Here is a 21725-nt window from a genome sequence, read left to right as displayed (position 1 = left end):
TGACGATCACGCGGGTTCTCGACTATTTCAGCACGCTCGTCGCCGAAGACGAGAGCTTGCCGCTGACAGAGGCGGCGCTCTCGCTCGCGCAGGACGCTTACCCGGATCTCGATCTGCAAGGCACGCTGGCCGAGATCGACGAACTGGTGGTGCGCCTGCAGCGCCGCATGCCGGATGACGCGGACATCCGCCAGAAGGTCGGCATTCTGAACCGGTTCTTCTTCCGCGAGTTGGGTTTTGCCAGCAATCTGAACGACTATTACGACCCCGACAACAGCCATCTGAACGCGGTGCTCAAACGTCGCCGCGGCATTCCGATTTCGCTCGCGGTGCTGTATCTGGAGATGGCCGAGCAGATCGGCATTCCGGCGCGCGGCGTATCGTTTCCCGGTCATTTCCTGTTGCGTGTCACGACGCCCGACGGCGACGTGATGCTCGATCCGACGAGCGGACATTCGCTGTCGGAATCGGAAATGGTCGACATGCTGGAGCCGTATGTGGCGTCGGCCGGCGAGTCGGTGAGCCGGGCGCTGCGCATGCTGCTGCAGCCGGCCACGCGGCGCGAGATCATCGCGCGTATGTTGCGCAATCTGAAGTCCACGTATTTGCAGACCGAGCGCTGGCAGCGCCTGCTTGCCGTGCAGCAGCGTCTCGTGATCCTGTTGCCCGACAGTATCGACGAGATTCGCGACCGCGGTTTTGCGTATGCGCGTCTGGACTATTTGCGCCCGGCGCTCGAAGACCTCGAGCGTTATCTCGGCGAGTGCCCCGATGCGGAAGACGCAACCGTTGTGGAATCGCAGTTGCAGGAATTGCGTCAGCGCACGCAGCATAACGATCGCGACTAGCGAGCAGCAAAGCCGTCAACGGTCGTTAGGCCGCGCGCTAAAAACAGAACGCCTGCACGGGATTCGCGTGCAGGCGTTTTTCGTTATTGCGGCGGCAAATCGCAACGGCAATTCGCGGCGCGTCGTTACTTCGGCTGCATGCGAATCGCGCCGTCGAGACGAATCACTTCGCCGTTAAGCATCGGATTGTCGAGAATCTGCTTCGCGAGCATCGCGTATTCGATCGGTTTGCCGAGGCGCGGCGGGAACGGCACCATCGCGCCGAGCGCGTCCTGCACTTCCTGCGGCATGCCGAGCAGCATCGGCGTTTCGAAGATGCCGGGCGCGATCGTCATCACGCGGATCGCGTTGCGCGACAGGTCGCGTGCGATAGGCAGCGTCATGCCGACCACGCCGCCTTTGGACGCCGCGTAGGCCGCCTGTCCGATCTGGCCGTCGTAGGCCGCGACCGACGCCGTGTTGATGATCACGCCGCGTTCGCCGTTCGCATTCGGCTCGTTCTTCGACATCGCAGTGGCCGCGAGGCGAATCATGTTGAACGTGCCGATCAGATTGATCGAGATGGTGCGCGCGAACGCGTCGAGCGGATGCGGGCCGTCCTTGCCGACGGTCTTCGCGGCGGGCGCGACGCCCGCGCAATTGATGAGGCCGCGCAGCGTGCCGAGTTTCGTCGCGGCTTCGACGGCTCGCGTCGCATCGTCCTCGCGGCTCACGTCGCATTTGACGAAAACGCCGCCGAGTTCCTTGGCGAGCGCCTCGCCGGCGTCCTGATTCAGGTCGGCGAGCACCACCTTGCCGCCGTTCTCCGCGAGAAGGCGCGCGGTCGCGGCGCCAAGCCCCGATGCGCCGCCGGTGATCAGGAATGCGTTGTCACGAATCTCCATCTCTGCTCCTTTCCTTGATACGGTAAGTAACGTCCAGATCGAATATCTTTTCGATCATGGATGATCCCACATCGCCATCGCCGAGGAGCAAATTAAAACGGCCGTGCTGAAGGCATAAAAAAACCCGCCGGAAAGAGGCGGGTTTTTTGCCAACGCAAGCTGCGGCGTTGAATTACTTCAGCGCGTCGAACACGCGGTCGCGGATTTCCTCGACCGTGCCGAGGCCGGAGATGCGGCGGTATTGCGGCGCCTTCAGCGATGTGGTCGCGTCGCCGTTCTTCGCCCAGCCGTTGTAGTAGTCGATCAACGGCTTGGTCTGCGCTTCGTATACCTGTAAGCGCTTCTTGACGGTTTCTTCCTTGTCGTCCTCGCGCTGGATCAGCGGCTCGCCCGTCACGTCGTCGAGACCTTCCACCTTCGGCGGATTGAACTTGACGTGATATGTGCGGCCCGACGCGGCGTGCGAGCGGCGGCCGCTCATGCGCACGATGATCTCGTCGAACGGCACGTCGATTTCCAGCACGTAGTCGATCGCGACGCCGGCCTGCTTCATCGCCTCCGCTTGCGGAATGGTGCGCGGAAAGCCGTCGAACAGATACCCGTTTGCGCAGTCCGGCTGTTGCAGACGCTCTTTCACCAGGTTGATGATCAGCTCGTCTGTGACGAGTTCGCCTGCGTCCATGAAGCGCTTCGCCTCGAGGCCGAGCGGCGTGCCTGCCTTGACGGCCGCGCGCAACATGTCACCGGTGGAAATTTGCGGGATGCCGAATTTTTCCTTGATGAAGTTTGCCTGAGTGCCCTTACCCGCGCCGGGCGCACCCAAAAGAATCAAACGCATGTGTATCTCCAGATCTATGTGAATTCTTGGTGGCGCTGCGGTCGTCCCACGAGGGGCAAGGGACCCGCGTCGGCTGCCGCTTCGCGTTTCGCGCTGCACGTCGACGACGGCGCTGCTGAAACACGTACGGCGCGACCGGGCAAACCCTGGCTCTCGCTAATCACGGGAGGCGCGCACAAGCGTCCGATTATGCCACGGGTTTTTGCGCTCAAGACCCGAATAAAGCCCGCACGCGCGCGAGGTCCGCGGGCGTGTCCACACCCGGCAACGGCACTTCGGGCGTGACCAGGACGGCGATGCGTTCGCCGTGCCACATCGCGCGCAATTGCTCGAGCGCTTCGACCTGTTCGATCGGCGAGATCGCCAGATCGGGATAGCTGCGCAGGAATTTTGCGCGATACGCATACAGCCCGATATGCCGATGAACCACGGCGGGCGAGGGCGGCACAGGCATCGACGCGACGTTGGGCCAGTGCGGCTGATAGGCGTCGCGTGCCCAGGGAATCGGCGCGCGCGAGAAGTAGAGCGCTACGCCGCGCGCGTCGAGCACGACCTTGACGACGTTGGGATTGAAAATCTCCGCGGCATCGGCGATAGGATGCGCCGCGGTGGCGATCGCGCAATCGCTGCGTGCCGCGAGATGCGACGCGACGCCACGCACGAGAGACGGATCGATCAGCGGTTCATCGCCTTGCACATTGACCACGATCGTCTCGTCGCTCCAGCCGAATTGCGACGCGACTTCGGCGAGACGGTCCGTGCCCGACGGATGATCGGCGCGCGTGAGCACGGCTTCGAAACCATGCTCGCGGGCGGCGTCGAGTACCGACTGAGCGTCCGATGCGATCAACACCTGCTCGGCGCCCGATTCGCGTGCGCGCTCGGCGACCCGCACGACCATCGGCTTGCCGCCGATATCGGCGAGCGGCTTGTTGGGCAGACGGGTCGACGCGAGGCGTGCCGGCACGACGGCAATGAACGGGGGCGTGGCGGAGGCGGTGTGGGTCATCGGAGAGATGAGGAAGTGGGGGGGAAGGGGAGAGGGAGGTGGTGTGGGGTGCGTCAGGGGGTGGGAGCGGGAGCGGGCTAACGAGAGCTGACAATTTTGACGAATCAACGAGGGCCAACAAGCCACGCGATGAGCTGCGAGCCGAGGAGCCAGCCAAGTCCCGAGCCGCAAGCCAACCGGCACAACCGGCCAACGAGCCACCTTGGCAACCGGCACACTAATCTTGCACCAATCGCCGCTTCGTAAACATGGCCAACCACCCGCCGCTAACAGACCCGAAACTGGCTCCGCGCGAAATCCTCACGCCGCGCCAGCCCGACACGCCTCAGGCCACCGACCCCGGATTCAGATCCACAGGCGTGCCTTCGACAGTCTGCCGCGCTTCGTCGACCAGCATGACGGGGATGCCGTCGCGAATCGGATAGGCGAGCTTGTCCGCGTTGCAGATCAGCTCCTGCGCGGAACGGTCGTAGCTGAGCGGGCCCTTGCAGATCGGGCAAACGAGAATTTCAAGCAGGCGAGCGTCCACGGACTTTCTCCACAACTAATGCAATGAGGCGATGATCGAGCGCGGCTTCGACGGGAACAACCCAGATGCGCGCGTCGCGCCAGGACCCCAATTTTACCGCATCCTTTTCCGTTATCAGGATGGCGTCGGCGTCGGCGCCCGTAAAAGGATTGCGCTCGAAAGCGTAGTGATCGGGCAGCGCGCGTGTCTCAGGCGCGAGGCCGGCGGCGCGCAGCGTGGCGAAAAAACGCTCGGGCGCGCCGATGCCGGCGGCCGCCAGCACGCGCTCGCCGCGGAACTGCGCGAGCGGGCGGCGCAACGCCGGGTTATCGAGATGCCACGCGTCGGCCGGTGCAAGCTGAAGCGCGAACGTGTTCGGCCACGGAGGCAGCGTCTTCGCGTAAGGGTCGTTGATCAGCGTGGCGTCGCGCCGACGCGAGAGCGGCTCGCGCAAGGGACCCGCCGGCAGCAGAAAGCCGTTGCCGCCGAGCCGGTGATCGAACACGACCAGCTCGGCGTCGCGCGCGAGCCGGTAGTGCTGAAGGCCGTCGTCGCTGACGATCACGTCGACGTCGCGATGCGCCGCGCACAACGCCTCCGCCGCCGCCACGCGGTCCGGGCACACCCAGACCGGCGCGCCGGTGCGGCGCGAGATCAACAGCGGTTCGTCGCCGCCGACACTGGCCGCCGAGGCGGGCGTAACCGGCGTCGGCGTCTTGACCCGCGCGCCGTAGCCGCGCGACACGACGCCAGGGTTGAAGCCGGCGCCGCGCAACGCTTCGACGAGCGCGATCACGGTCGGCGTCTTGCCGGTGCCGCCGACGGTCACATTGCCGACCACCACCACGGGCACGCCCACGCGCACCGGCTTAATCCAGCCGAGCGAGAATGCCGCGCGGCGCAGCGCGGCGACAGCGCCGAACACGCATGCGAGCGGTGTCAGCGACCACGCAAGCGGTCCGCGGTGCTGCCACTCGCGCCCCACGCGCGCTTCCAAACGATCGAAGATTCCGCTCATCGGCAGGCCGGGCGGACGAGCGGCTCGCCGCTCGCGGGACGGCGCGAGCGCGGCGGCGTGAAGGCGCCAGGGGCAATACGCGGGACAGGCATCAGCGCGATTCTCCGGACGGTCGAAAAACTTAAAAGCAGAAAGGGAAGCATAGGCAGCGCGTGTCAGCAGCGCCCTTCGTCACGCGCACGTTGCGGCGCTTGCGTGCGTGCTTTTCCCTTACTGTCGAACCCGCCACTCTAGCGCGCACGCGTCCCCGGCCGCAAGTCGCGTTGGCTGCGTCCTATGCCTGCCGCGTCGCGTGTTGCGCCTCTTGCAGCCTGTGGATAACTTTGTGGAGAACCCGCCCGCCGCAGCGCCTCAAGGGCCGTTGCAAGCGCCTTGCGTCGGCGATCACCTCAGGAGGTCATCAGTAAATTTCATATAAATCAACGGGATGCTTCGGTTTCCCGTAGTTTGCCGGGCGCGTGGCGGAATTCGCCTTGACGGTCCCGGCATGTGGACACTTTTAACAATTTGCGCGTCGCGCTGGACGCGATTGGCCACTCGGTCTATCGTCTGTCCGGCCAGTCACCACCATCCCTTCGCATGAATTCCGACAGTTCCCTTACCTCGTCGACGATGCCCGGCGGCGAAGTCGTCGTTCCCGTTTCCGCTCTGAATCGCGCGATCGGCAGCATGCTCGAGCGCTCGTTTCCGCTGGTGTGGGTTGCCGGCGAAGTCTCCAATTTCACGCGCGCCGCGAGCGGTCACTGGTACTTTTCGATCAAGGACGCGCAGGCGCAAATGCGCTGCGTGATGTTCCGCGGCCGCGCGCAATACGCCGAGTTCACGCCGAAGGAAGGCGACCGCATCGAAGTGCGGGCGCTCGTCACGATGTACGAGCCGCGCGGCGAACTGCAACTGAACGTCGAGGCAGTGCGGCGCACCGGCCAGGGACGTCTTTACGAAGCGTTTTTGCGGCTCAAGGCACAGCTCGAAGCCGAGGGCCTTTTTGCCGCCGAACGCAAGCGCGCGCTGCCGTCGCATCCGCGCGCAATTGGCATCGTCACGTCGTTGCAGGCCGCGGCGCTGCGCGACGTGCTGACGACGCTGTCGCGTCGCGCGCCACATATTCCCGTGATCGTCTATCCGGCGCCGGTGCAAGGCGTGGGCGCAAGCGCGAAGCTCGCGGCAATGGTCGATGCGGTCAGCGCGCGGCGCGAGGTCGACGTGTTGATCGTGTGCCGTGGCGGCGGCTCGATTGAAGACCTGTGGGCCTTCAACGAAGAAGTGCTCGCGCGCGCGATTGCGGAGAGCGCGGTTCCGGTCGTGAGCGGCGTGGGGCACGAAACCGATTTCACGATCGCCGATTTCGCCGCCGATGTCCGCGCGCCCACGCCCACAGGCGCCGCCGAACTGGTGAGCCCGCAGCGCGTGCTGTTGCTGCGCGAGCTCGACCATCGCCATGCGACGCTTGCACGCGGCTTCGGCCGGATGATGGAGCGGCGCGCCCAGCAGCTCGACTGGCTCGCGCGCCGGCTTGTGTCGCCCGCCGAGCGTCTCGCGCGGCAACGCACGCATTTGCAGCAACTGAGCGCGCGGCTCGCGTCGGCCGGGGCAAGGCCCGTGCGCGATGCCCGAGCGCGGTTTTCGCTGCTGCAGATGCGTTGGCAGCGCTGGCGTCCGGATCTCGCTGCGCATCAGGCGCGGCTTGGCAATCTCACGCAACGGCTCGACGCCGCATTGCTGCGTCAGCATGAACGTCAGGCCGCGCGCATCGCCACGCTGTCGGCGCGGCTCGAAGTGCTGAGTCCGCAGCGCACGCTCGAGCGCGGCTATGCCGCGGTACTCGATGCACAGACCGGCCGCGCGGTGCGCGCGCCGTCGTCGTTGAAACCGGGACGCCGCCTGACGATGCATCTCGCCGAGGGCACCGCAGACGTCGCCCTCGCCCGATGTGCAGCCGCGTCTTGCCGACGGTTTCTGACATCGCGCTGACACGCTGCGCGTGCGTAGTTTTGACTGCGCGAGCTCGCGTTTGCAGAGCAAACGGAAGCACTAATTACGCGGTTTTGCGGGCGATTCGCCGATGCCGGACATAAAGTCCGTTCGTTTGCGGGGTTATTCCAAGTCGCCTACAATCGAGTGCTCTAAAGCGTTATCCGCAGACTCCCCACAACAGATACAGACTGAAGGAAAGCACCATGGAACATACGCTCCCGCCGCTGCCGTTCGCGAAAAACGCACTCGCTCCGCACATGTCGGAAGAGACGCTCGAGTTTCACTACGGCAAGCACCACCAGACCTATGTGACCAACCTGAACAATCTGATCAAGGGCACGGAGTTCGAGAATCTGTCGCTCGAAGAAATCGTGAAGAAGTCGTCGGGCGGCGTGTTCAATAACGCAGCTCAAGTGTGGAACCACACGTTCTTCTGGAACAGCCTGTCGCCGCAAGGTGGCGGTGCACCGACCGGCGCGCTGGCCGACGCGATCAACGCCAAGTGGGGCTCGTTCGACAAGTTCAAGGAAGAGTTCGCGAAGACCGCAATCGGCACGTTCGGCTCGGGCTGGGCATGGCTCGTGAAGAAGGCAGACGGTTCGCTCGACCTCGTGTCGACGAGCAACGCTGCGACGCCGCTGACCACGGACGCCAAAGCGCTGATCACGATCGACGTGTGGGAACACGCGTATTACATCGACTATCGCAACGCGCGTCCGAAGTTTGTCGAAGCTTACTGGAACATCGTCAACTGGGAATTCGCGTCGAAGAACTTCGCGTGATTTTTCGGTGTGTTGCGGCGTTGGGCCGGCTTTGAATCGGCTCTGAATCGGTTCACAACGGCCGCTATGCAAGAAAGAAAAGCCCTCGATGTGAGGGCTTTTCTGCTTTTTGCGCGTCGCCGCGCGAGCATCGTTCATGGGCTTGCACAATCTTTGTCACTGTTCGTAACCGCGCGATAACGCACATCGCGTGGCTCAGGCTTGCGGCGCGGCTTCGCGCACGGGCATAAAACATACGGTAACGATGCGGTAAACATCGCGAGCGTGGATTCGCATAACGTGTGATTTCCAATCCACGCTATTCGCGCCATCATGATTTCACGTCTAACACCGTTGCGCGTCGCGCTGCCTCTCGGGGCCGTCGCGCTCGCGCTATTGGGCGGCTGCGCCGTCGTGCCGCCGAGCGGCCCGTCGGTGGTGGCCATGCCGCGCAGCGGCGAGCCGCTCAGTCAGTTTCAACAGGACGACTACACGTGTCGCGACTATGCGTTCCATTCGTCCGATGCGGCCGGCGCTTCGCAAGGAGCGACCACCAGCAGCGTCAACAGCGCGGCGGTGGGAACGTTGGGCGGCGCCGCCGTCGGCGCATTGCTTGGCGCGGCGGCGGGCAATGCCGGAGCGGGTGCGGCGATCGGAGCGGGCAGCGGTTTGCTGATCGGCGGCGCGGCTGGCGCCAACGGCGCGCAGTACTCGGCGAACAGCTTGCAGGCGCGCTACGACGCAGCCTACGCGCAGTGCATGACGTCGAAGGGCAACACGATCTCGCAGCCGCAAGTGCCGGTCTACGCGCCGCAGCCTGTGTATGCGCCGCAACCGGTTTATGTTGCGCCGCGGCCGCGCTATTACGGACCGCCGCCCGTAATTTACGCGCCTTATCCGTACTACTGATGCTTTCATTCCGATGCTTTGATGCCTGACACGCGATCGCGCGTGCGGTCGCGCCTTGCTTTCGCGTTGCGCCGCCAGCCGCGCGTTTGCCTGGCGGAGAGTGGCGAGACCCTGGCGGCATGGAACTCCGCAAACGGCGTACGGTTAATTGGCCGCGGACGTTGAGTGTGATCAGCCATCAGCCATCGGAAGATGTGCACGGGGCGTCCCTCCGCGGCACGCGACGTGTTCGCATCACGCGCAGCCTTCGTCTTGCGGAACTGAGCGTCGCATCGTTTGAGAGACGAGGCGGACATGCGTATCTCGCGAGGTGGCGGCGACCGGCTATCGGCCGGGCCGTGGGTTCGTGTGTGCACAGTGGCGGCGCTGCTCACTGTTGCGTGGGGGTTTGCTTCATGTGGCGGCGGCTCGGGCGGATCGCCGGGAGCGGCGTCTACATCGTCGGGCGGAGGGGCGAGCGGTGGTGGCTCGGGTGCGGGCAGCAGCGGCTCAGGCTCAGGCGCGGGGAGCGGCGCGGGCGGGGCTGCACCCGCCGGACCCGTATTCGCCACCGACGTGCTGATGCACCACAACGACCTTGCGCGCACCGGCCAGATGCTTGCCGAAACCACGCTGACGCCCGCCAACGTCAACCCATCGAGCTTCGGCAAAGTCGCGTTCCTTGCGGCGGACGGCAAGGTGGATGCCCAGCCGCTCTTTGCGACAGCGTTGTCGATTGGCGGCGCGCCGCACGACGTAGTCTACGTCGCGACCGAACACAATAGCGTCTATGCGTACGACGCCACCAGCTTCGCGCAGTTGTGGCACGCGACGCTAAACGGCAGCGGCGAAACGCCCAGCGACGACCGCGGATGCCCGGACATCACGCCCGAGATTGGCGTGACGTCGACGCCGGTGATCGACCGCTCGCGCGGCCCCAACGGCGCGCTATACGCGGTCTCGATGACGAAAGACAGCGGCGGCGCCTACCATCACCGCCTGCACGCACTCGACCTTGCGACGGGCGCCGAACTGTTCGGCGGTCCCACCGAGATTGCGGCGACTTATCCGGGCGGCGGCGCGGGGAGCGTCAACGGCGTCATTACGTTCAACGCGTCGTTGCACACGGAGCGGGCGGCATTGACGCTCGTTGGCGGCAACATCTATATGGGCTGGACGGCGCACTGCATGTCCGGCGCTTACACCGGCTGGCTCATGGCGTACAACGCCGGCACACTCAAGCAGACCAGCGCGCTCAACATCACGCCGAACGGCAGCCAGGGCTCGATCTGGATGGCCGGCTCCGGCATGGCTTCCGACGGCTCGTCCATCTATGTCGTCGACGGCAACGGCACGTTCGGCACGACGCTCAATGCACAGGGCTTCCCGGTCGACGGCAACTTCGGCAACTCGCTGATGAAACTGTCGGCTGGCCAACTGCAAGTCACCGACTATTTCGCGATGTCCAACGTAGTCGAAGAGGCCAATACGGACAACGACTTCGGTTCTGGAGGCGTGATGTTGCTGCCGGACCAGACGACCGCGGCCGGCGTGGTCAAGCATCTTGCTGTGGCGGCCGGCAAAGACAACCACATCTATGTGGTCGACCGCGATTCAATGGGCAAATTCAGCCCAGCGGCCAATAACATCTGGCAAGAACTCATCGGCACGCTTGCTGGCGGCATCTGGGGTTCGCCGGCTTATTACAAGGGCGTCGTGTACTACGGAGGGCTAAACGACAACCTCAAAGCGTTGCCGATCGCTGGCGCGTTCCTCGCAACGACGGCTTCATCTCGAAGCCCGACGACCTTTGCCTATCCGGGCGCAACGCCGGCGATTTCCGCCAATGGCGCGAGCAACGGCATTGTCTGGGCCGCGGAGAACGGCTCGACTGGCGCCCTGCATGCCTACGACGCGAGCAATCTTGCCAACGAGCTGTACAACAGCAACCAGGTGGGCACGCGCGATCAATGGGGCGCGGGCAACAAGTTCATCACGCCGATGATCGCGCGCGGCAAGGTTTATGTCGGCGCGACCAACGGTGTTGCGGTGTTCGGCTTGCGGTGACACTTGGCTTTGGCCGCTGCCGGGTGCGGAGCAAGGCGCGAACTATTCGGTGTGGTTCGGTGTCGTTCGGTGTCACTCGGTGTCGTTGCCTCCCGTTGTCTTGCGCGGCCGGCGGTTGCGCGACGACGCGGTTTTACGCGCGGCTTTCCTGGCGGGCGCGGGTGTTTCCTCTGCGGTCGGTGAAGGTTCGGTTGCTGGCGATGCGGTGTCTGGAGTGTGCGCGGTGTTCGCCGTGTTCGTGTTGCTTGCCGTGTCGTCCGATCGTGCTGCGGTCTTCCGCGTTTTCTTCGCGGCCGTTTTACGCGGCTCGCGTTGCTTGCGACGCTTGGGCTGCGTTTCGTCGGTCTGGTGCAAGTCGGCATTTTCGGCCGCGCCCGCCTGATCAGAAACATCGCCCGGTTCGTTCGTGAGCGCTTGCGGCAGCTCGGACGTCGCGCGCTTGTTTTCCGCTTCAGGGGCATACATCGCATCGCCTTCAGCCTGGCTCAGGTTGGCTCCGTTTTCTTCGCGTCTGGTGCGTCGGGTGTTGGCGGCTTGCGGCGTCCTTCGTGGCGCCGTTTGGTGGCCGGCTTCCTCTGCGCTTCCCTGTGCCGTCTCGTGCGTGGCTTCGCGGGCGGCTTGCTGGCTTGCGCCTCGCTTCCGATCTCCACGACCCCGACGACGAGACTCGTGTTTGGCGCCTTTTTCCGCTTGCGCCGCGCCAACCGTCTGCGACTCGTCAAGTTGTTCCGCTACCTCTGCGGTGTCGACAGTTTCGCTTCCACGCGCCGCTGCATGCTCGCCCGCCGGTTCGCCCGCGCTTTCTCCGACACCTTCCCCCGCAGCGCCCGAAACCGTGCTCCGATATACGTAAGCCCCTGATTTTTCGTCGCGGCCGAATTCCAGCAGCCCGCGCGCGTGCGCCTCTTCGAGCAGATTGCCGAACGCGCGAAAGCCATAATAGGTTTCGTTGAAATCCGGCTTGCGCCGCTTGATCGCGTTCTTCAATACGGACGCCCAGATTTTCCCGCTGTCGCCCCGCTCGGATGCAAGCGCGTCGAACGTTTGCACCGCAATCTCCACCGCCTTGGTGCGGCGCTTTTCCAGATCTTCCTTGTTGCGGCTTTTCTCTTCGTCCTGCGATACCTTGGCTGTCGGCTGAGCGCTCTTCTGCTGGCGCAAGGACTCCCGTTTGGCGACGGTGCGCTGACTTTCGCGTACCAGGTCGTCGTAAAAAAAGAACTCGTCGCAGTTCGCGATCAGCAGATCAGACGTGGACTGCTGGACGCCGACACCGATCACCTGCTTCGCGTTCTCACGCAATTTCGACACGAGCGGTGAAAAGTCCGAGTCGCCGCTGATGATCACAAACGTATTGACGTGCGACTTCGTGTAGCAGAGGTCGAGCGCGTCCACGACGAGCCGGATGTCCGCCGAATTCTTGCCCGATTGACGCACGTGCGGAATCTCGATCAGCTCGAAATTGGCTTCGTGCATCGCACCTTTGAAGCTCTTGTAGCGATCCCAGTCGCAATACGCCTTTTTCACGACAATGCTGCCCTTGAGCAGCAGACGTTCGAGCACCAGCTTGATATCGAACTTGTCGTACTTCGCGTCCCGCACGCCCAGCGCGACGTTTTCGAAGTCGCAGAATAGCGCCATGCTGACGGTTTCGTTGGATGACGCCATGTAAATCTCCATTGAAGCGCTCGTCGGAGTCGACGAATCGCGACCATGATAGCGATTCCAGCCAACGTGATCAGCTTTTGTCGGGCAGACCAGTGCAAGCGCGGGCAGTTGAACCCGGCACAGTTCAACCGCGCTGCGCTATACGTCATGGTGTCTGTCCGACGCCACCGAAGACGAGTTCAGCGCCGCCCGCGTTTCCAGCACTTCGTCCACGAGGCCATAGGTCTTTGCCGCGGACGCGGACATGAAATTGTCCCGGTCTGTGTCGCGCGCGACTTCCTCGATGCTGCGCCCCGTGCGTTCGGCCATCATTGCATTGAGACGTTCGCGCAGATAGAGCACTTCCTTAGCTTGAATGTCTATGTCCGCTGCCGTGCCCTGGCTGCCGCCCGAAGGCTGGTGAATCATGATGCGCGCGTTGGGCAACGCGTACCGCTTGCCGCGTTGGCCCGCGCACAGCAGGAATGTGCCCATGCTCGCAGCAAAACCTGTGCATAAAGTGGATACCTCCGGCTTGATGAACTGCATGGTGTCGTAAATCGCGAGCCCGTCGTACACCGAGCCGCCGGGCGAATTGATATAAAACGAAATGTCCTTGTCCGGGTTCTCCGACTCCAGAAACAGTAATTGCGCCACAATGAGACTGGCCGATTGCTCGTTCACGGGTCCGACCAGAAACACGATGCGCTCGCGCAGCAGACGCGAGTAGATGTCGTACGCGCGCTCGCCGCGGCCGGACTGCTCGATCACGGTTGGCACGAGGCCAAGGCCGGTAACAGGTGGATAGCTCGATTGCATATTTGCCTCGTCAAAAGTGGGCTGCTGTCCCTATGACGACCCGGCCGTCGGCGGCGTGACATAAATTTTTTTTCGCGCGCCTGTCACGCGGCGGCTCGCCCAATCGTCAAGCTGCAATGGATGTCTTTGCGGCGCGCGGTCGAGGAATCTGGCAGGCGGCGCACGCGCTTTTACCACGCACGATCTGGAGGTCTACGCATGAAAGAACACGAAATCGACAAGGCATCCAGCTTCGGGGCGGTGCGGGCCCGCCTGCTCGCGTTGGCGTACCGCATGCTCGGCAGCCGTGCGGAGGCGGAAGACATCGTGCAAGACGTCTGGCTGAAGTGGCATCTCGCTGATACGCATGAGGTGCAGACGCCGGCCGCGTGGCTCACCACGCTCACCACGCGCACGGCGATCGACCGTCTGAGAAATGTGCAGCGCGAGCGCGAGTCTCAGGCCACCGGCTGGCTGCCGGAGCCGTGGCTCGACGAATTCGCGCCATCGGCTGAAGAACTCGCGCTGCGTGCGGCGGAAATGTCCTATGGCGTGATGCTTTTGCTCGAGCGCCTCAAACCCGACGAGCGCGCCGCGTTTGTGCTGCATGAAGCGTTCGATTGCGACTACGCGGAGATCGGCAGGATTCTTGAACGTAGCGCGGCCAGTTGCCGGCAGATCGTGCATCGGGCGAGGGCGCGCCTGCAGCGCGCGGGCGCACCGTTGCATCGGGCCGATCCGGAGAGTCACGCGCGGATTGTCGAGCGCTTGCGCAACGCACTTGAGGCGCAGGACAGGACTAGCCTGCTCGAGCTGTTTAGCGATGCGCCGCATGTCGTCAGCGACGAGCCGGTGTGCGGCCCGCCGCTGAATGTGCCGGGCGACTCACCGGCCGTTGTGCGTGCCGCTGCCTCGACAAACTGCTATGCACACGCCGATGCACGCGCGCTTGGTGTGCCGCCGAAGGCGTTCGCCCAGGCACGCACCGGCGCGTCAGACCGCGCATTGGGTGACTGGATGGAGAAGGTGACGTCGCTTGCACGTCAGGCGAGCCACGTGGAACTGGTATCGGTGGAGGGGGCGTTGTCTATCGCGCTGCTTATCGAAGGCGACGTCGTTGCGTTGATCGACATCGCCACGGAGGGCTCTGGCAGCGGCGCGGCGACAGGCATGAAAAACGGGACGACCGGCGGCTTCGACACTGGCTTCGAGAGCGACCTTACAACCGGGCTCGCAACCGGGTTCACCACCGGCGAGGCGCACGGTCATAGGTGGGCCCACGGTCCGCTCAACGGCGCTGCAAGAATCGTTTCGTTGCACGCAGTGACGAGCGCATCGCGATTGCAGGCCGCCAATCGTGTGCTGGGCCGCACTGCGGTCACCGAATTGCTGGCGCGCATTCAGCAGCGCTCGGTCGACTCCGTGGACTCTGTCGACTCAGTTGCGATGGGCCGCGACTTCCCAGTTGATGTCTACGCATAGCACTTGCGTGCCGCCGGGCGTATGCGCGGCGATCGAAGCGGTCACGCACAAATGCGCCTCATTGATCGACAGATAAGGAGGAGTGAGATGCACGCGCCCAGGCGTACGCATCGCCTGAATGAAGTAAGGCCGGCGCTCCCAGCTTGCACCTTCGGAATGCAATAGCGGACGGAAGCGTTTCGCGCGTTGCGACGCGCGGCCAGGAGGCAGCACGTTGTCGCCGATTTGCCGTCCGGAGCCATCCAGAATGAAGCAGCGTGCTGTCTCGCCGAGCTTAAGCAGCGCGGCCGTCGCGTCAGCGGCTGGCTGCCCGGCAACCAGCTGTGCGGCTGCGGTTTCGAGCGCGCTGACGTACGGTGCGAGCCGCGTCGCCTGCGCGCGTTCACGCGTGGCAACACGCTCGCGCAGCGCGGCGGAGAGCGAGTCCATCAAGCCGGCAGCGGCTTGCGGCTTGACCGGTTCGACGCTCGGCCCAGCGAAGAATGCGCCCTGGACGAAATCGACGTTGCATTCGAGTGCGATCAGCGCATCGCGCTCTGTGGTCAGGCCGCCCATCAGGACCAATTGGCCGGATTCATGCAGCAGGGAGACGAGACCGGGCAGCACGCGTTCAATGTGCGAGTGCTCGCTTGCCTGCGCAAGAATGCAGCGGTCGAGCGTGACGATATCGGGGCGCAGATTCCACACGCGGTCGATGTTCGAGTGCTTGGCGCCGAAGCCATCGAGCGCGATGAGGAAGCCCGACTTGCGCAACGCGTCGATGATCTCGGCGAAACGCGTCGTTTCTCCGCCCGCTTGCTCGGAGACCTCGAGCACTACGCGCTGCGGCGGCAAGCCCAACGCCTTGAGCCCGGCGAGCAGCGCGTCGCCGTAGCTCGTGTCCATCAGCGCGGCCGGATGGAGACTCAGAAAGAGCCATTCGTCATGACTGTCGAATGCATTGAAGTTGCCAAGGTGGAGCGACTCGGCCAGCCGGCCGAGTTCCAGCAAGTCGCCGCGGCGCGCGGCCTGCGTGAACACCTCGTGCGAGGGGACTTGCCGCGCATGCTCGTCGTGCGCGCGCAGCGAGGCGTGATAGCCGATCGCGCGCCGGTGCGACACGGAGAAAACCGGCTGAAATACGCTGAAAACGGTGTAGCCGCCGTAGAGAACGGTGCGCCGGGAGCCCTCGTCGCCGGCCATCGGGCGGGGAGGCTGAAAACCGGGAGGATCGAGTTCGATCATGCTCATCATGTCAGTCGTGTGGGTGGCGGCCGGATTAGGGGCTCAATGCGGAAGCTGCACGCGCAATGCGTAAGTTTACAGGATAGGCGAGCAAGATCTATGCGCATACGAAAGGCTGGCGGGGTGCGCAGTTGGCGCGCGAGCTGCCGAGTGTCGGTCAACGACGCGGGCACCGGCATGATGTATCGCACTTCGCTGGTGCGGGCTGCGCCCCGTTGCGGGTCGAAGTTGGTGGTGCTCATGTTGGGCCTGAATGTGAGCAAAGCGACCATCTGCGGCGTGGCATCGGTTGAGCCGCCGCTCGGACGGTGCGGCGCTATGACGGCTTCGCGTAGGCGGCTAGCCCTCAGCCCTGAGACCTCACACATCAACCTTCAACCTTCAACCTTCAACCTTTAACCACGAACCACGAACCACGAACCACGAACCACGAACCACGAACCACGAACCACGAACCACGAACCCCCAGCCACGAACCCCCAGCCACGAACCCCCAGCCACGAACCCCCAGCCACCAGCCACCAGCCACCAGCCACCAGCCACCAGCCACCAGCCTTCACCCCTCAGCGGCTAGCCTCCACCGTTCCACCTCCAGCCCCCAAGTCATCGAGCCGCCGAGCCATCAAGCCATCAAGCCATCAAGCCATCGAGCCATCGAGCCATCGAGCCGCCGAGCCGCCGAGCCGCCGAGCCATCGAGCCATCAAGCCATCAAGCCATCAAGCCATCAAGCCACTTCCGCCCGCATTCCAAGCGCAACCTTCCCACCAGCAAACCCCCACCAACCCCACCCCTCACGTCCGCTCAGAAGGATCAGTTTTCCTGGCCGGCGTCCGGATATCCGGCGACAACTGCGCGAAGATCCACGCCGAACCCGCGGTGATAATCCCCACGCAAAGGAACGTCGCATGAAACGCGGGCAGAGAGTTGGCAGCCGTCACGCGCGGCAAGAGCCCGGTGAAGGTCGCCAGCAGCGCGCCGGCCACGGTGACGCCGAGGCTCATCGACAGCATCTGGACCAGTGAGAACAAACTGTTGCCGCTGCTTGCGCCGCCGGTGCCGAGATCCTTGAGCGTCAGCGTGTTCATCGCGGTGAATTGCATCGAGTTGACGCCGCCAAACAACGCCAGTTGCACGAGCCTCAGCCACAGCGGCTGTCCCGCGTTGGTCAGCGAGAAGCTGGCCATCGTCAGGCCGACGAGAACCGTGTTGACGATCAACACGCGACGATAGCTGTACCTGACGATCAGCTTCGTCACGAGCCGCTTCGACGCCATGCCGGCAGCAGCAACGGGCAGCATCATCATGCCGGCTTCGAATGCGCTGTAGCCGAGACTCACTTGCAGCAGCAGCGGAATCAGATAAGGCATCGCGCCGCTTCCGATCCGCGCGAACAGATTGCCGAGCAGTCCGACACTGAACGTGTGAATCTTGAACAGGTCGAGCGGAAAAATCGGCGCGGGCTCGCGCACCGCGTGCAAGCCATAGGCGACGAAGCAGGCCAGGCCCAGAATCAACAGCACCAGCACCGTTGCGTGTTGAATGCCGAATTCGGTGCGGCCATCGAGTGCAAAAGAAATCGCCACCATGCCGACGACCAGCAGCAAGTAGCCCTTGACGTCGAACCTGCCGACCTCTTCGTTGCGGCTGTCGGGCATGAAGATGAAGGTGGCGATGCATCCGGCGATGCCCACCGGCACGTTGATCAAAAAGATCCAGTGCCACGACGCGATCTTGACGAGCCAGCCGCCCAGCGTCGGGCCGATCAATGGGCCAATCAGTCCGGGAATCGCGACGAACGACAGCGCCGGCAGATAGCGCTCTGCCGGAAAAGTCCGCAGCACGGCGAGCCGTCCGACCGGCAGCAACATCGCGCCGCCCACGCCTTGCACGATCCGGAAGATCACCAACTGGTTCAGCGTGTGAGCGTTCGCGCACAGCAACGAGCCGACCGCGAAAACCAGAATCGCGCTGAAGAACACGCGTCGCGTGCCTAGTTTGTCGGCGAGCCAGCCGGAGACCGGGATCATCACGGCCATCGTCAGCGAATAGGCGATCACGACGGACTGCATGCGCAACGGCAATTCGCCGAGGCTCGTCGCCATCGCCGGGAGGGCGGTGTTGACGATCGTCGAGTCGAGCGTCTGCATGAAAAAGCCGGTGGCGACGAGCCACAGCATGACCGTCAGCGAGCGGGCGGAAGGCGCGCTGGGCGCGACGGTCGAGGGAGCGGGCTGGGTCGGCGGCGTGGACATGAAGTAGCGGCTTGGCGCTCAGAACGGGCAGGAACTCGCTATTCTAGGGAAAAGCCGCGGACGACACAGCGAGGGGTCGGGCCGCAGCACCGCGCGAGACGAGCGTGTTCGCATCTGCTGCGCGGTATCGTTTGGAGAATGCACCGACGCAGCACGGCCGCGGTGCGGAGCCAGGCTCAGACATCCAGCGCGCAAGTCCCAGTCACTCACTTCAACTTCGCCGCCGCCCGAAAAAACGCCTGCGCACGCGGCTCGTTACCGAACGCCGCGTGAATTCGAATCCACGGACTCGGCTCCATACCCGGCCTGAAGTAACTGCCCGGCGCAACCGTCACGCCCAGCGGCGCGCCGCATTCCACCAGCCGCTCGGCATTGTCCACGTGCGGCACGCGCGCCCACAAAAATTTTCCGCCGACGGGCTTCTCGAACACTTCCCAGCCCTCATCCTCGAGTGTCTGGATTGTCGAGCCGAGCGCGTCACGCATACGGCGGCGCAGTCGTTCGAGATACTTACGATATGCGCCGCGCTCGAGCAGCGACGCCGTCACTGTTTCCGCGAAAAGCGAGCCGCCGATGCTCGTCAGCATCTTGATGTCGACGAGATCCTTGATGATCGCGTGACTCGCGACCACGCAGCCGATGCGCAACGACGACGACAGCGTCTTCGACAGTCCGCCGATGTAGATCACATGTTCGAGCTGATCGAGTGTGGCGAGGCGGTCGGTGACGTCGGTCTGAAAGTCGGCGTAGATATCGTCTTCGATGATCGTAAAGCCGTGCTCGCGTGCCAGTTGCAGCAGCCGGAACGCGACCGGCGGCGCGACCGTGGTCCCGGTCGGATTGTGAAACACGGTATTGATGAAGAACAGCTTGGGCCGGTGCTGCTTCAACTGCGCCTGCATGACGTCGAGATCCGGCCCGCTGCGCGTGCGTGGAATGCCGACGAGCCGCACGCCGTGCAGCTTCAGCAGGCCGTAGAGATTGTAGTAGCCGGGGTCTTCGACGAAGATCGTGTCGCCCGCCTTCAGCATGTAGCGCATCAGCAGATCGAACGCCTGACTCGCGCCGTTCGTGATCAGGATCTGCGACGTGTCAGCACGAATCCCGAGTTGCGCGATTCGCGCCTGCAAATGTTCGCGCAAGCTGAGGTTGCCGAGCGGCGTCGCGTAATCGACCATGCTCGCGGGATCGGTGCGCAGCACGTGCCGTATCGCCTGCGCGATGCTGTCCGTATCGCGCCACGGCTCGGGGATAAAGCCGCTGCCGAGCTTCAGCGTTTCGCCGGGATGGTTGAACTGCTGCAGCAGATGGTCGGATTCTTCTTCGGCGCGGCGCGGGTCCGAGGTGCCGTCGCATTGCGCGCCGCCGGGCGGCCGGTCCGCCACATAGAAGCCGGAACCGTGGCGCGAGTCGATGTAACCGAGCGATACCAGCCGGTCGTATGCCTCGATGACCGGAAAGCGGCTCACGCCGTAGTCGGCGGCGAACTGGCGGATCGACGGCAATTTCGAGCCCGGATGCGCGGTCCGTGAGCGAATCCAGGTGCTGACGCCCGCGACGATCTGCTCCGTCAGCGGTACGCCATTGTCTCTATCAAGCTGAATCTCAAGTCGCATGTGCTTTCCTTCCCGGACGGGACGTGCGGTGCGGTTCAGGAGCTCACACACGCCAACTGTTCGGTTTTTCGACTGCACAGTTCCGATGAAACTGTTCGGAACTGTGCATGGGTATCCGATGATCGCACGACAATAATCGATACAACACAAAAGCCCTCTGAAGGAGAACGGCCATGCGTGAAGTGCGGATTTTCGAACTGGAACATGACGAGCCGGTGGCCGCGTGGCGCGTCGCGCGCCCGTCCACTTTCAAGGTGATCTCGGGTGAAATCTGGCTAACGGTCGAAGGCGACCGCGACGACTATTGGCTCGCCACTGGCGAATCGATCGATCTGCCGCGCGGGGCCGTCGCGTGGATCAGCGCGGGAGAGGCGGGTGCGCGCTTCGCGCTCGCCAGCGGCTCGGAGCGTAGTGCGGAACGCGGCCCGGCGAGGCCGACGCGCGGTGCGGCGGTGCCGAGCTGGCTGCCGCGTTGGCTCGGCGCTATGTGAAGGAGCGGAGGGGAGCGTTTTGCGCGACAGTCGTTGCGTGAAGAGAGAAGGAGCCCGCCGGGCCGGCGCGTAGGTGCCCCGCCCGACGACAAGAAACGCTCAACTCTCCCCTACATACCTCGCCCGCGGCCGGATCAAGCCGCCGTCGCGCGCCTGTTCCATCGCATGCGCGATCCACCCGACGACACGCCCCACCGCAAACAACGTGAAAGCGGCGCCCACGGGCAAGCCAAGCACCCGCTCGATAGCCGCGAGCGCAAAGTCGACGGTCGGCTCAGCGCCTGTCGTATCGCGGACCGCCCGCGCCAGCGCCTGCACCTCGCCGAGCGGCGAGCGCGCCGGCGCGCACTCCCGTAACAATTCCAGCAGGAGCCGCGCGCGCGGATCGCCTTGCGGATACAGCGGATGGCCGAAGCCGGACAGCACCGGCCCCTGCGCGCCGTGCTCATCGCGCGATAGACGAGTGGCCAGGTAACGATCGAGATCGGCGGCGCGCGACGCTTCTTCGAACAACGCCGCGATGCGCATGGTCTCGCCGCCGTGACGCGGGCCGGCCAGCGCGGCGAGACCGCCCGCCACCGCGCCGAACAGATGCGTGCCCGTCGACGTAATGCAGCGAACCGTGAACGTCGACGCATTCAGCTCATGGTCCGCGCACGCGACCAGCGCGGCGCGCAGCAGCGCCGCCTGCTGCCGGTTGCGGACCTGCCACGCGGACGCCAACTGTCGATGCAGCGGCGCATTCGAAGGCGCGGCCGAGATCATCGCGGCGGCCAGCAGCCGCATCACGGCGCACGCGTTGTCCAATTGCGCATCGCGCCCGAGCGCCCAGACCCGCGGCATTTGCGCGGCCGCCGCGGGCAGCAGCACGAGCGCGCGATCGAGCGGCGTGCTGTCGCCCCACAGCTTCAGCCACGCGGCCCATTGAGCGGCGCCGAGCGGGACGGGCGGCGCATCGGCGATACGCGCCGCGCTGCACTCCCACAGCAACGCCGCAATATCTTCGAGCGATTCGGTGCGCGCGAGCTCCATCGCATCGCGTCCGCGATACAGCAGGCGACCGTCGGCGACGAGCGTAATCGACGATTCCAGCACCGGTACGCCCCAATCCAGCACTTTCTGCGCGACCTTGCCCGCGCGCTTGCCGTCTTCCTTGCGCCGCGCGAGCCGCCGCACTTCGCGCGCGTCGTAGCGGCGATGCTTGCCTTGTGCATCCGGTGACGAACTCAGCAAGCCGCGGCTCACGTACGCATAAAGCGTGGTCACGCTGATGCCGAGTTCGGCGGCGGCTTCGGTGGCAGTCAAGGAATCGGGAGATAGGGACATGAGGATAGGCCGCACAACAACCAAACAAATCAATATACATTGATTATCACAATCAAGATTGATTCAAACAACCCACGCTCCTAGACTCATCC

17 protein-coding genes and 1 pseudogene are annotated in these 21725 nt (G+C 64.2%); 7 read left to right on the top strand and 11 right to left on the bottom strand.

Annotated elements, in window-relative coordinates; translation table 11 throughout:
- The first annotated feature begins 5 nt into the window (after positions 1-5).
- A complete protein-coding gene (locus ABIE53_RS16525) occupies positions 6-848 on the top strand; it encodes a SirB1 family protein (RefSeq protein WP_029968099.1) in 843 nt (280 codons plus the stop codon).
- Positions 849-973: 125 nt separating this feature from the next.
- On the opposite strand, the gene ABIE53_RS16520 is transcribed toward ABIE53_RS16525, so the two are convergent.
- From ABIE53_RS16520 to lpxK, 5 genes are all read right to left on the bottom strand, one after another.
- Entirely contained in the window at positions 974-1732 is a 759-nt protein-coding gene (locus tag ABIE53_RS16520; RefSeq protein ID WP_006050055.1) for a 3-hydroxyacyl-CoA dehydrogenase, read from the bottom strand.
- Positions 1733-1904: 172 nt separating this feature from the next.
- Positions 1905-2570: an adenylate kinase gene (adk, locus tag ABIE53_RS16515; protein WP_006050057.1), complete on the bottom strand. Its 666-nt coding sequence runs from the start codon at positions 2568-2570 to the stop codon at positions 1905-1907.
- A gap of 208 nt (positions 2571-2778) precedes the next feature.
- Positions 2779-3579 (bottom strand): 3-deoxy-manno-octulosonate cytidylyltransferase, encoded by an 801-nt coding sequence (gene kdsB / locus ABIE53_RS16510; protein ID WP_006050059.1) that lies wholly within the window; start codon positions 3577-3579, stop codon positions 2779-2781.
- Positions 3580-3904: 325 nt separating this feature from the next.
- Positions 3905-4108: a Trm112 family protein gene (locus ABIE53_RS16505; protein WP_006050060.1), complete on the bottom strand. Its 204-nt coding sequence runs from the start codon at positions 4106-4108 to the stop codon at positions 3905-3907.
- Positions 4089-5105, bottom strand: coding sequence for a tetraacyldisaccharide 4'-kinase (gene lpxK, locus ABIE53_RS16500; protein WP_006050061.1), 1017 nt, complete (start codon positions 5103-5105; stop codon positions 4089-4091). The genes ABIE53_RS16505 and lpxK overlap by 20 nt, the downstream gene beginning before the upstream one ends.
- A gap of 579 nt (positions 5106-5684) precedes the next feature.
- Between lpxK and xseA the strand changes: the two are divergent.
- The 4 genes and pseudogenes from xseA to ABIE53_RS16480 all read left to right on the top strand — a co-directional run bounded on the left by xseA (position 5685) and on the right by ABIE53_RS16480 (position 10795).
- Positions 5685-7065: pseudogene (gene xseA / locus ABIE53_RS16495) on the top strand (exodeoxyribonuclease VII large subunit).
- A 217-nt stretch (positions 7066-7282) separates the two neighbouring features.
- Positions 7283-7861 carry a superoxide dismutase [Fe] gene (gene sodB / locus ABIE53_RS16490; protein ID WP_006050063.1) on the top strand — a complete coding sequence of 193 codons (579 nt, stop codon included), beginning with the start codon at positions 7283-7285 and terminating at the stop codon, positions 7859-7861.
- A gap of 312 nt (positions 7862-8173) precedes the next feature.
- Positions 8174-8749, top strand: a complete 576-nt coding sequence (locus tag ABIE53_RS16485; RefSeq protein ID WP_006050065.1) for a glycine zipper family protein — start codon at positions 8174-8176, stop codon at positions 8747-8749.
- A gap of 294 nt (positions 8750-9043) precedes the next feature.
- On the top strand, positions 9044-10795 hold the full coding sequence (locus ABIE53_RS16480; RefSeq protein ID WP_006050066.1) for a PQQ-binding-like beta-propeller repeat protein: 1752 nt from the start codon (positions 9044-9046) through the stop codon (positions 10793-10795).
- A 72-nt stretch (positions 10796-10867) separates the two neighbouring features.
- On the opposite strand, the gene ABIE53_RS16475 is transcribed toward ABIE53_RS16480, so the two are convergent.
- Together ABIE53_RS16475 and clpP are read right to left on the bottom strand one after the other, a co-directional pair.
- Positions 10868-12463 (bottom strand): NYN domain-containing protein, encoded by a 1596-nt coding sequence (locus ABIE53_RS16475; RefSeq protein ID WP_192698746.1) that lies wholly within the window; start codon positions 12461-12463, stop codon positions 10868-10870.
- Between the two features lie 138 nt (positions 12464-12601).
- Positions 12602-13261 carry an ATP-dependent Clp endopeptidase proteolytic subunit ClpP gene (clpP, locus tag ABIE53_RS16470; protein ID WP_006050068.1) on the bottom strand — a complete coding sequence of 220 codons (660 nt, stop codon included), beginning with the start codon at positions 13259-13261 and terminating at the stop codon, positions 12602-12604.
- A 198-nt stretch (positions 13262-13459) separates the two neighbouring features.
- Between clpP and ABIE53_RS16465 the strand changes: the two genes are divergently transcribed.
- Positions 13460-14722, top strand: coding sequence for a sigma-70 family RNA polymerase sigma factor (locus tag ABIE53_RS16465; RefSeq protein WP_006050069.1), 1263 nt, complete (start codon positions 13460-13462; stop codon positions 14720-14722).
- On the opposite strand, the gene ABIE53_RS16460 is transcribed toward ABIE53_RS16465, so the two are convergent.
- From ABIE53_RS16460 to ABIE53_RS16450, 3 genes are all read right to left on the bottom strand, one after another.
- Positions 14678-15952 (bottom strand): EAL domain-containing protein, encoded by a 1275-nt coding sequence (locus ABIE53_RS16460; RefSeq protein ID WP_044021278.1) that lies wholly within the window; start codon positions 15950-15952, stop codon positions 14678-14680. The genes ABIE53_RS16465 and ABIE53_RS16460 overlap by 45 nt on opposite strands.
- Positions 15953-16739: 787 nt before the next feature.
- Entirely contained in the window at positions 16740-18125 is a 1386-nt protein-coding gene (mdtD, locus tag ABIE53_RS16455) for a multidrug transporter subunit MdtD (protein ID WP_232292290.1), read from the bottom strand.
- A 281-nt stretch (positions 18126-18406) separates the two neighbouring features.
- Complete coding sequence (locus ABIE53_RS16450) at positions 18407-19816, bottom strand: aminotransferase-like domain-containing protein (protein WP_053858671.1); 1410 nt, start codon at positions 19814-19816, stop codon at positions 18407-18409.
- Between the two features lie 173 nt (positions 19817-19989).
- On the opposite strand from ABIE53_RS16450, the gene ABIE53_RS16445 reads away from it, so the two are divergent.
- Positions 19990-20307: a DUF2917 domain-containing protein gene (locus ABIE53_RS16445; RefSeq protein ID WP_006050074.1), complete on the top strand. Its 318-nt coding sequence runs from the start codon at positions 19990-19992 to the stop codon at positions 20305-20307.
- A 99-nt stretch (positions 20308-20406) separates the two neighbouring features.
- Here ABIE53_RS16445 and ABIE53_RS16440 read toward each other — a convergent pair whose 3' ends face one another.
- Positions 20407-21633 carry a citrate synthase family protein gene (locus ABIE53_RS16440; RefSeq protein ID WP_192698748.1) on the bottom strand — a complete coding sequence of 409 codons (1227 nt, stop codon included), beginning with the start codon at positions 21631-21633 and terminating at the stop codon, positions 20407-20409.
- Positions 21634-21725: the final 92 nt, after the last annotated feature.

This window comes from Paraburkholderia sp. OAS925, from assembly GCF_040543975.1.
Taxonomy (GTDB): domain Bacteria; phylum Pseudomonadota; class Gammaproteobacteria; order Burkholderiales; family Burkholderiaceae; genus Paraburkholderia; species Paraburkholderia graminis.
Note: the sequence above shows the minus strand (reverse complement) of the source record. Positions and strands in the feature narration are given on the sequence as shown.

Excerpts from the sequence above, each read along its gene's own strand:
- ABIE53_RS16480 (WP_006050066.1), top strand. The coding sequence starts at position 9,044 with ATGCGTATCTCGCGAGGTGGCGGCGACCGGCTATCGGCCGGGCCGTGG.
- ABIE53_RS16475 (WP_192698746.1), bottom strand. The coding sequence starts at position 12,463 with ATGGCGTCATCCAACGAAACCGTCAGCATGGCGCTATTCTGCGACTTC.
- ABIE53_RS16440 (WP_192698748.1), bottom strand. The coding sequence starts at position 21,633 with ATGTCCCTATCTCCCGATTCCTTGACTGCCACCGAAGCCGCCGCCGAA.
- clpP (WP_006050068.1), bottom strand. The coding sequence starts at position 13,261 with ATGCAATCGAGCTATCCACCTGTTACCGGCCTTGGCCTCGTGCCAACC.
- ABIE53_RS16520 (WP_006050055.1), bottom strand. The coding sequence starts at position 1,732 with ATGGAGATTCGTGACAACGCATTCCTGATCACCGGCGGCGCATCGGGG.
- lpxK (WP_006050061.1), bottom strand. The coding sequence starts at position 5,105 with ATGAGCGGAATCTTCGATCGTTTGGAAGCGCGCGTGGGGCGCGAGTGG.
- ABIE53_RS16465 (WP_006050069.1), top strand. The coding sequence starts at position 13,460 with ATGAAAGAACACGAAATCGACAAGGCATCCAGCTTCGGGGCGGTGCGG.
- ABIE53_RS16460 (WP_044021278.1), bottom strand. The coding sequence starts at position 15,952 with ATGAGCATGATCGAACTCGATCCTCCCGGTTTTCAGCCTCCCCGCCCG.
- ABIE53_RS16450 (WP_053858671.1), bottom strand. The coding sequence starts at position 19,816 with ATGCGACTTGAGATTCAGCTTGATAGAGACAATGGCGTACCGCTGACG.
- sodB (WP_006050063.1), top strand. The coding sequence starts at position 7,283 with ATGGAACATACGCTCCCGCCGCTGCCGTTCGCGAAAAACGCACTCGCT.
- adk (WP_006050057.1), bottom strand. The coding sequence starts at position 2,570 with ATGCGTTTGATTCTTTTGGGTGCGCCCGGCGCGGGTAAGGGCACTCAG.
- mdtD (WP_232292290.1), bottom strand. The coding sequence starts at position 18,125 with ATGCTGTGGCTCGTCGCCACCGGCTTTTTCATGCAGACGCTCGACTCG.
- kdsB (WP_006050059.1), bottom strand. The coding sequence starts at position 3,579 with ATGACCCACACCGCCTCCGCCACGCCCCCGTTCATTGCCGTCGTGCCG.
- ABIE53_RS16485 (WP_006050065.1), top strand. The coding sequence starts at position 8,174 with ATGATTTCACGTCTAACACCGTTGCGCGTCGCGCTGCCTCTCGGGGCC.
- ABIE53_RS16445 (WP_006050074.1), top strand. The coding sequence starts at position 19,990 with ATGCGTGAAGTGCGGATTTTCGAACTGGAACATGACGAGCCGGTGGCC.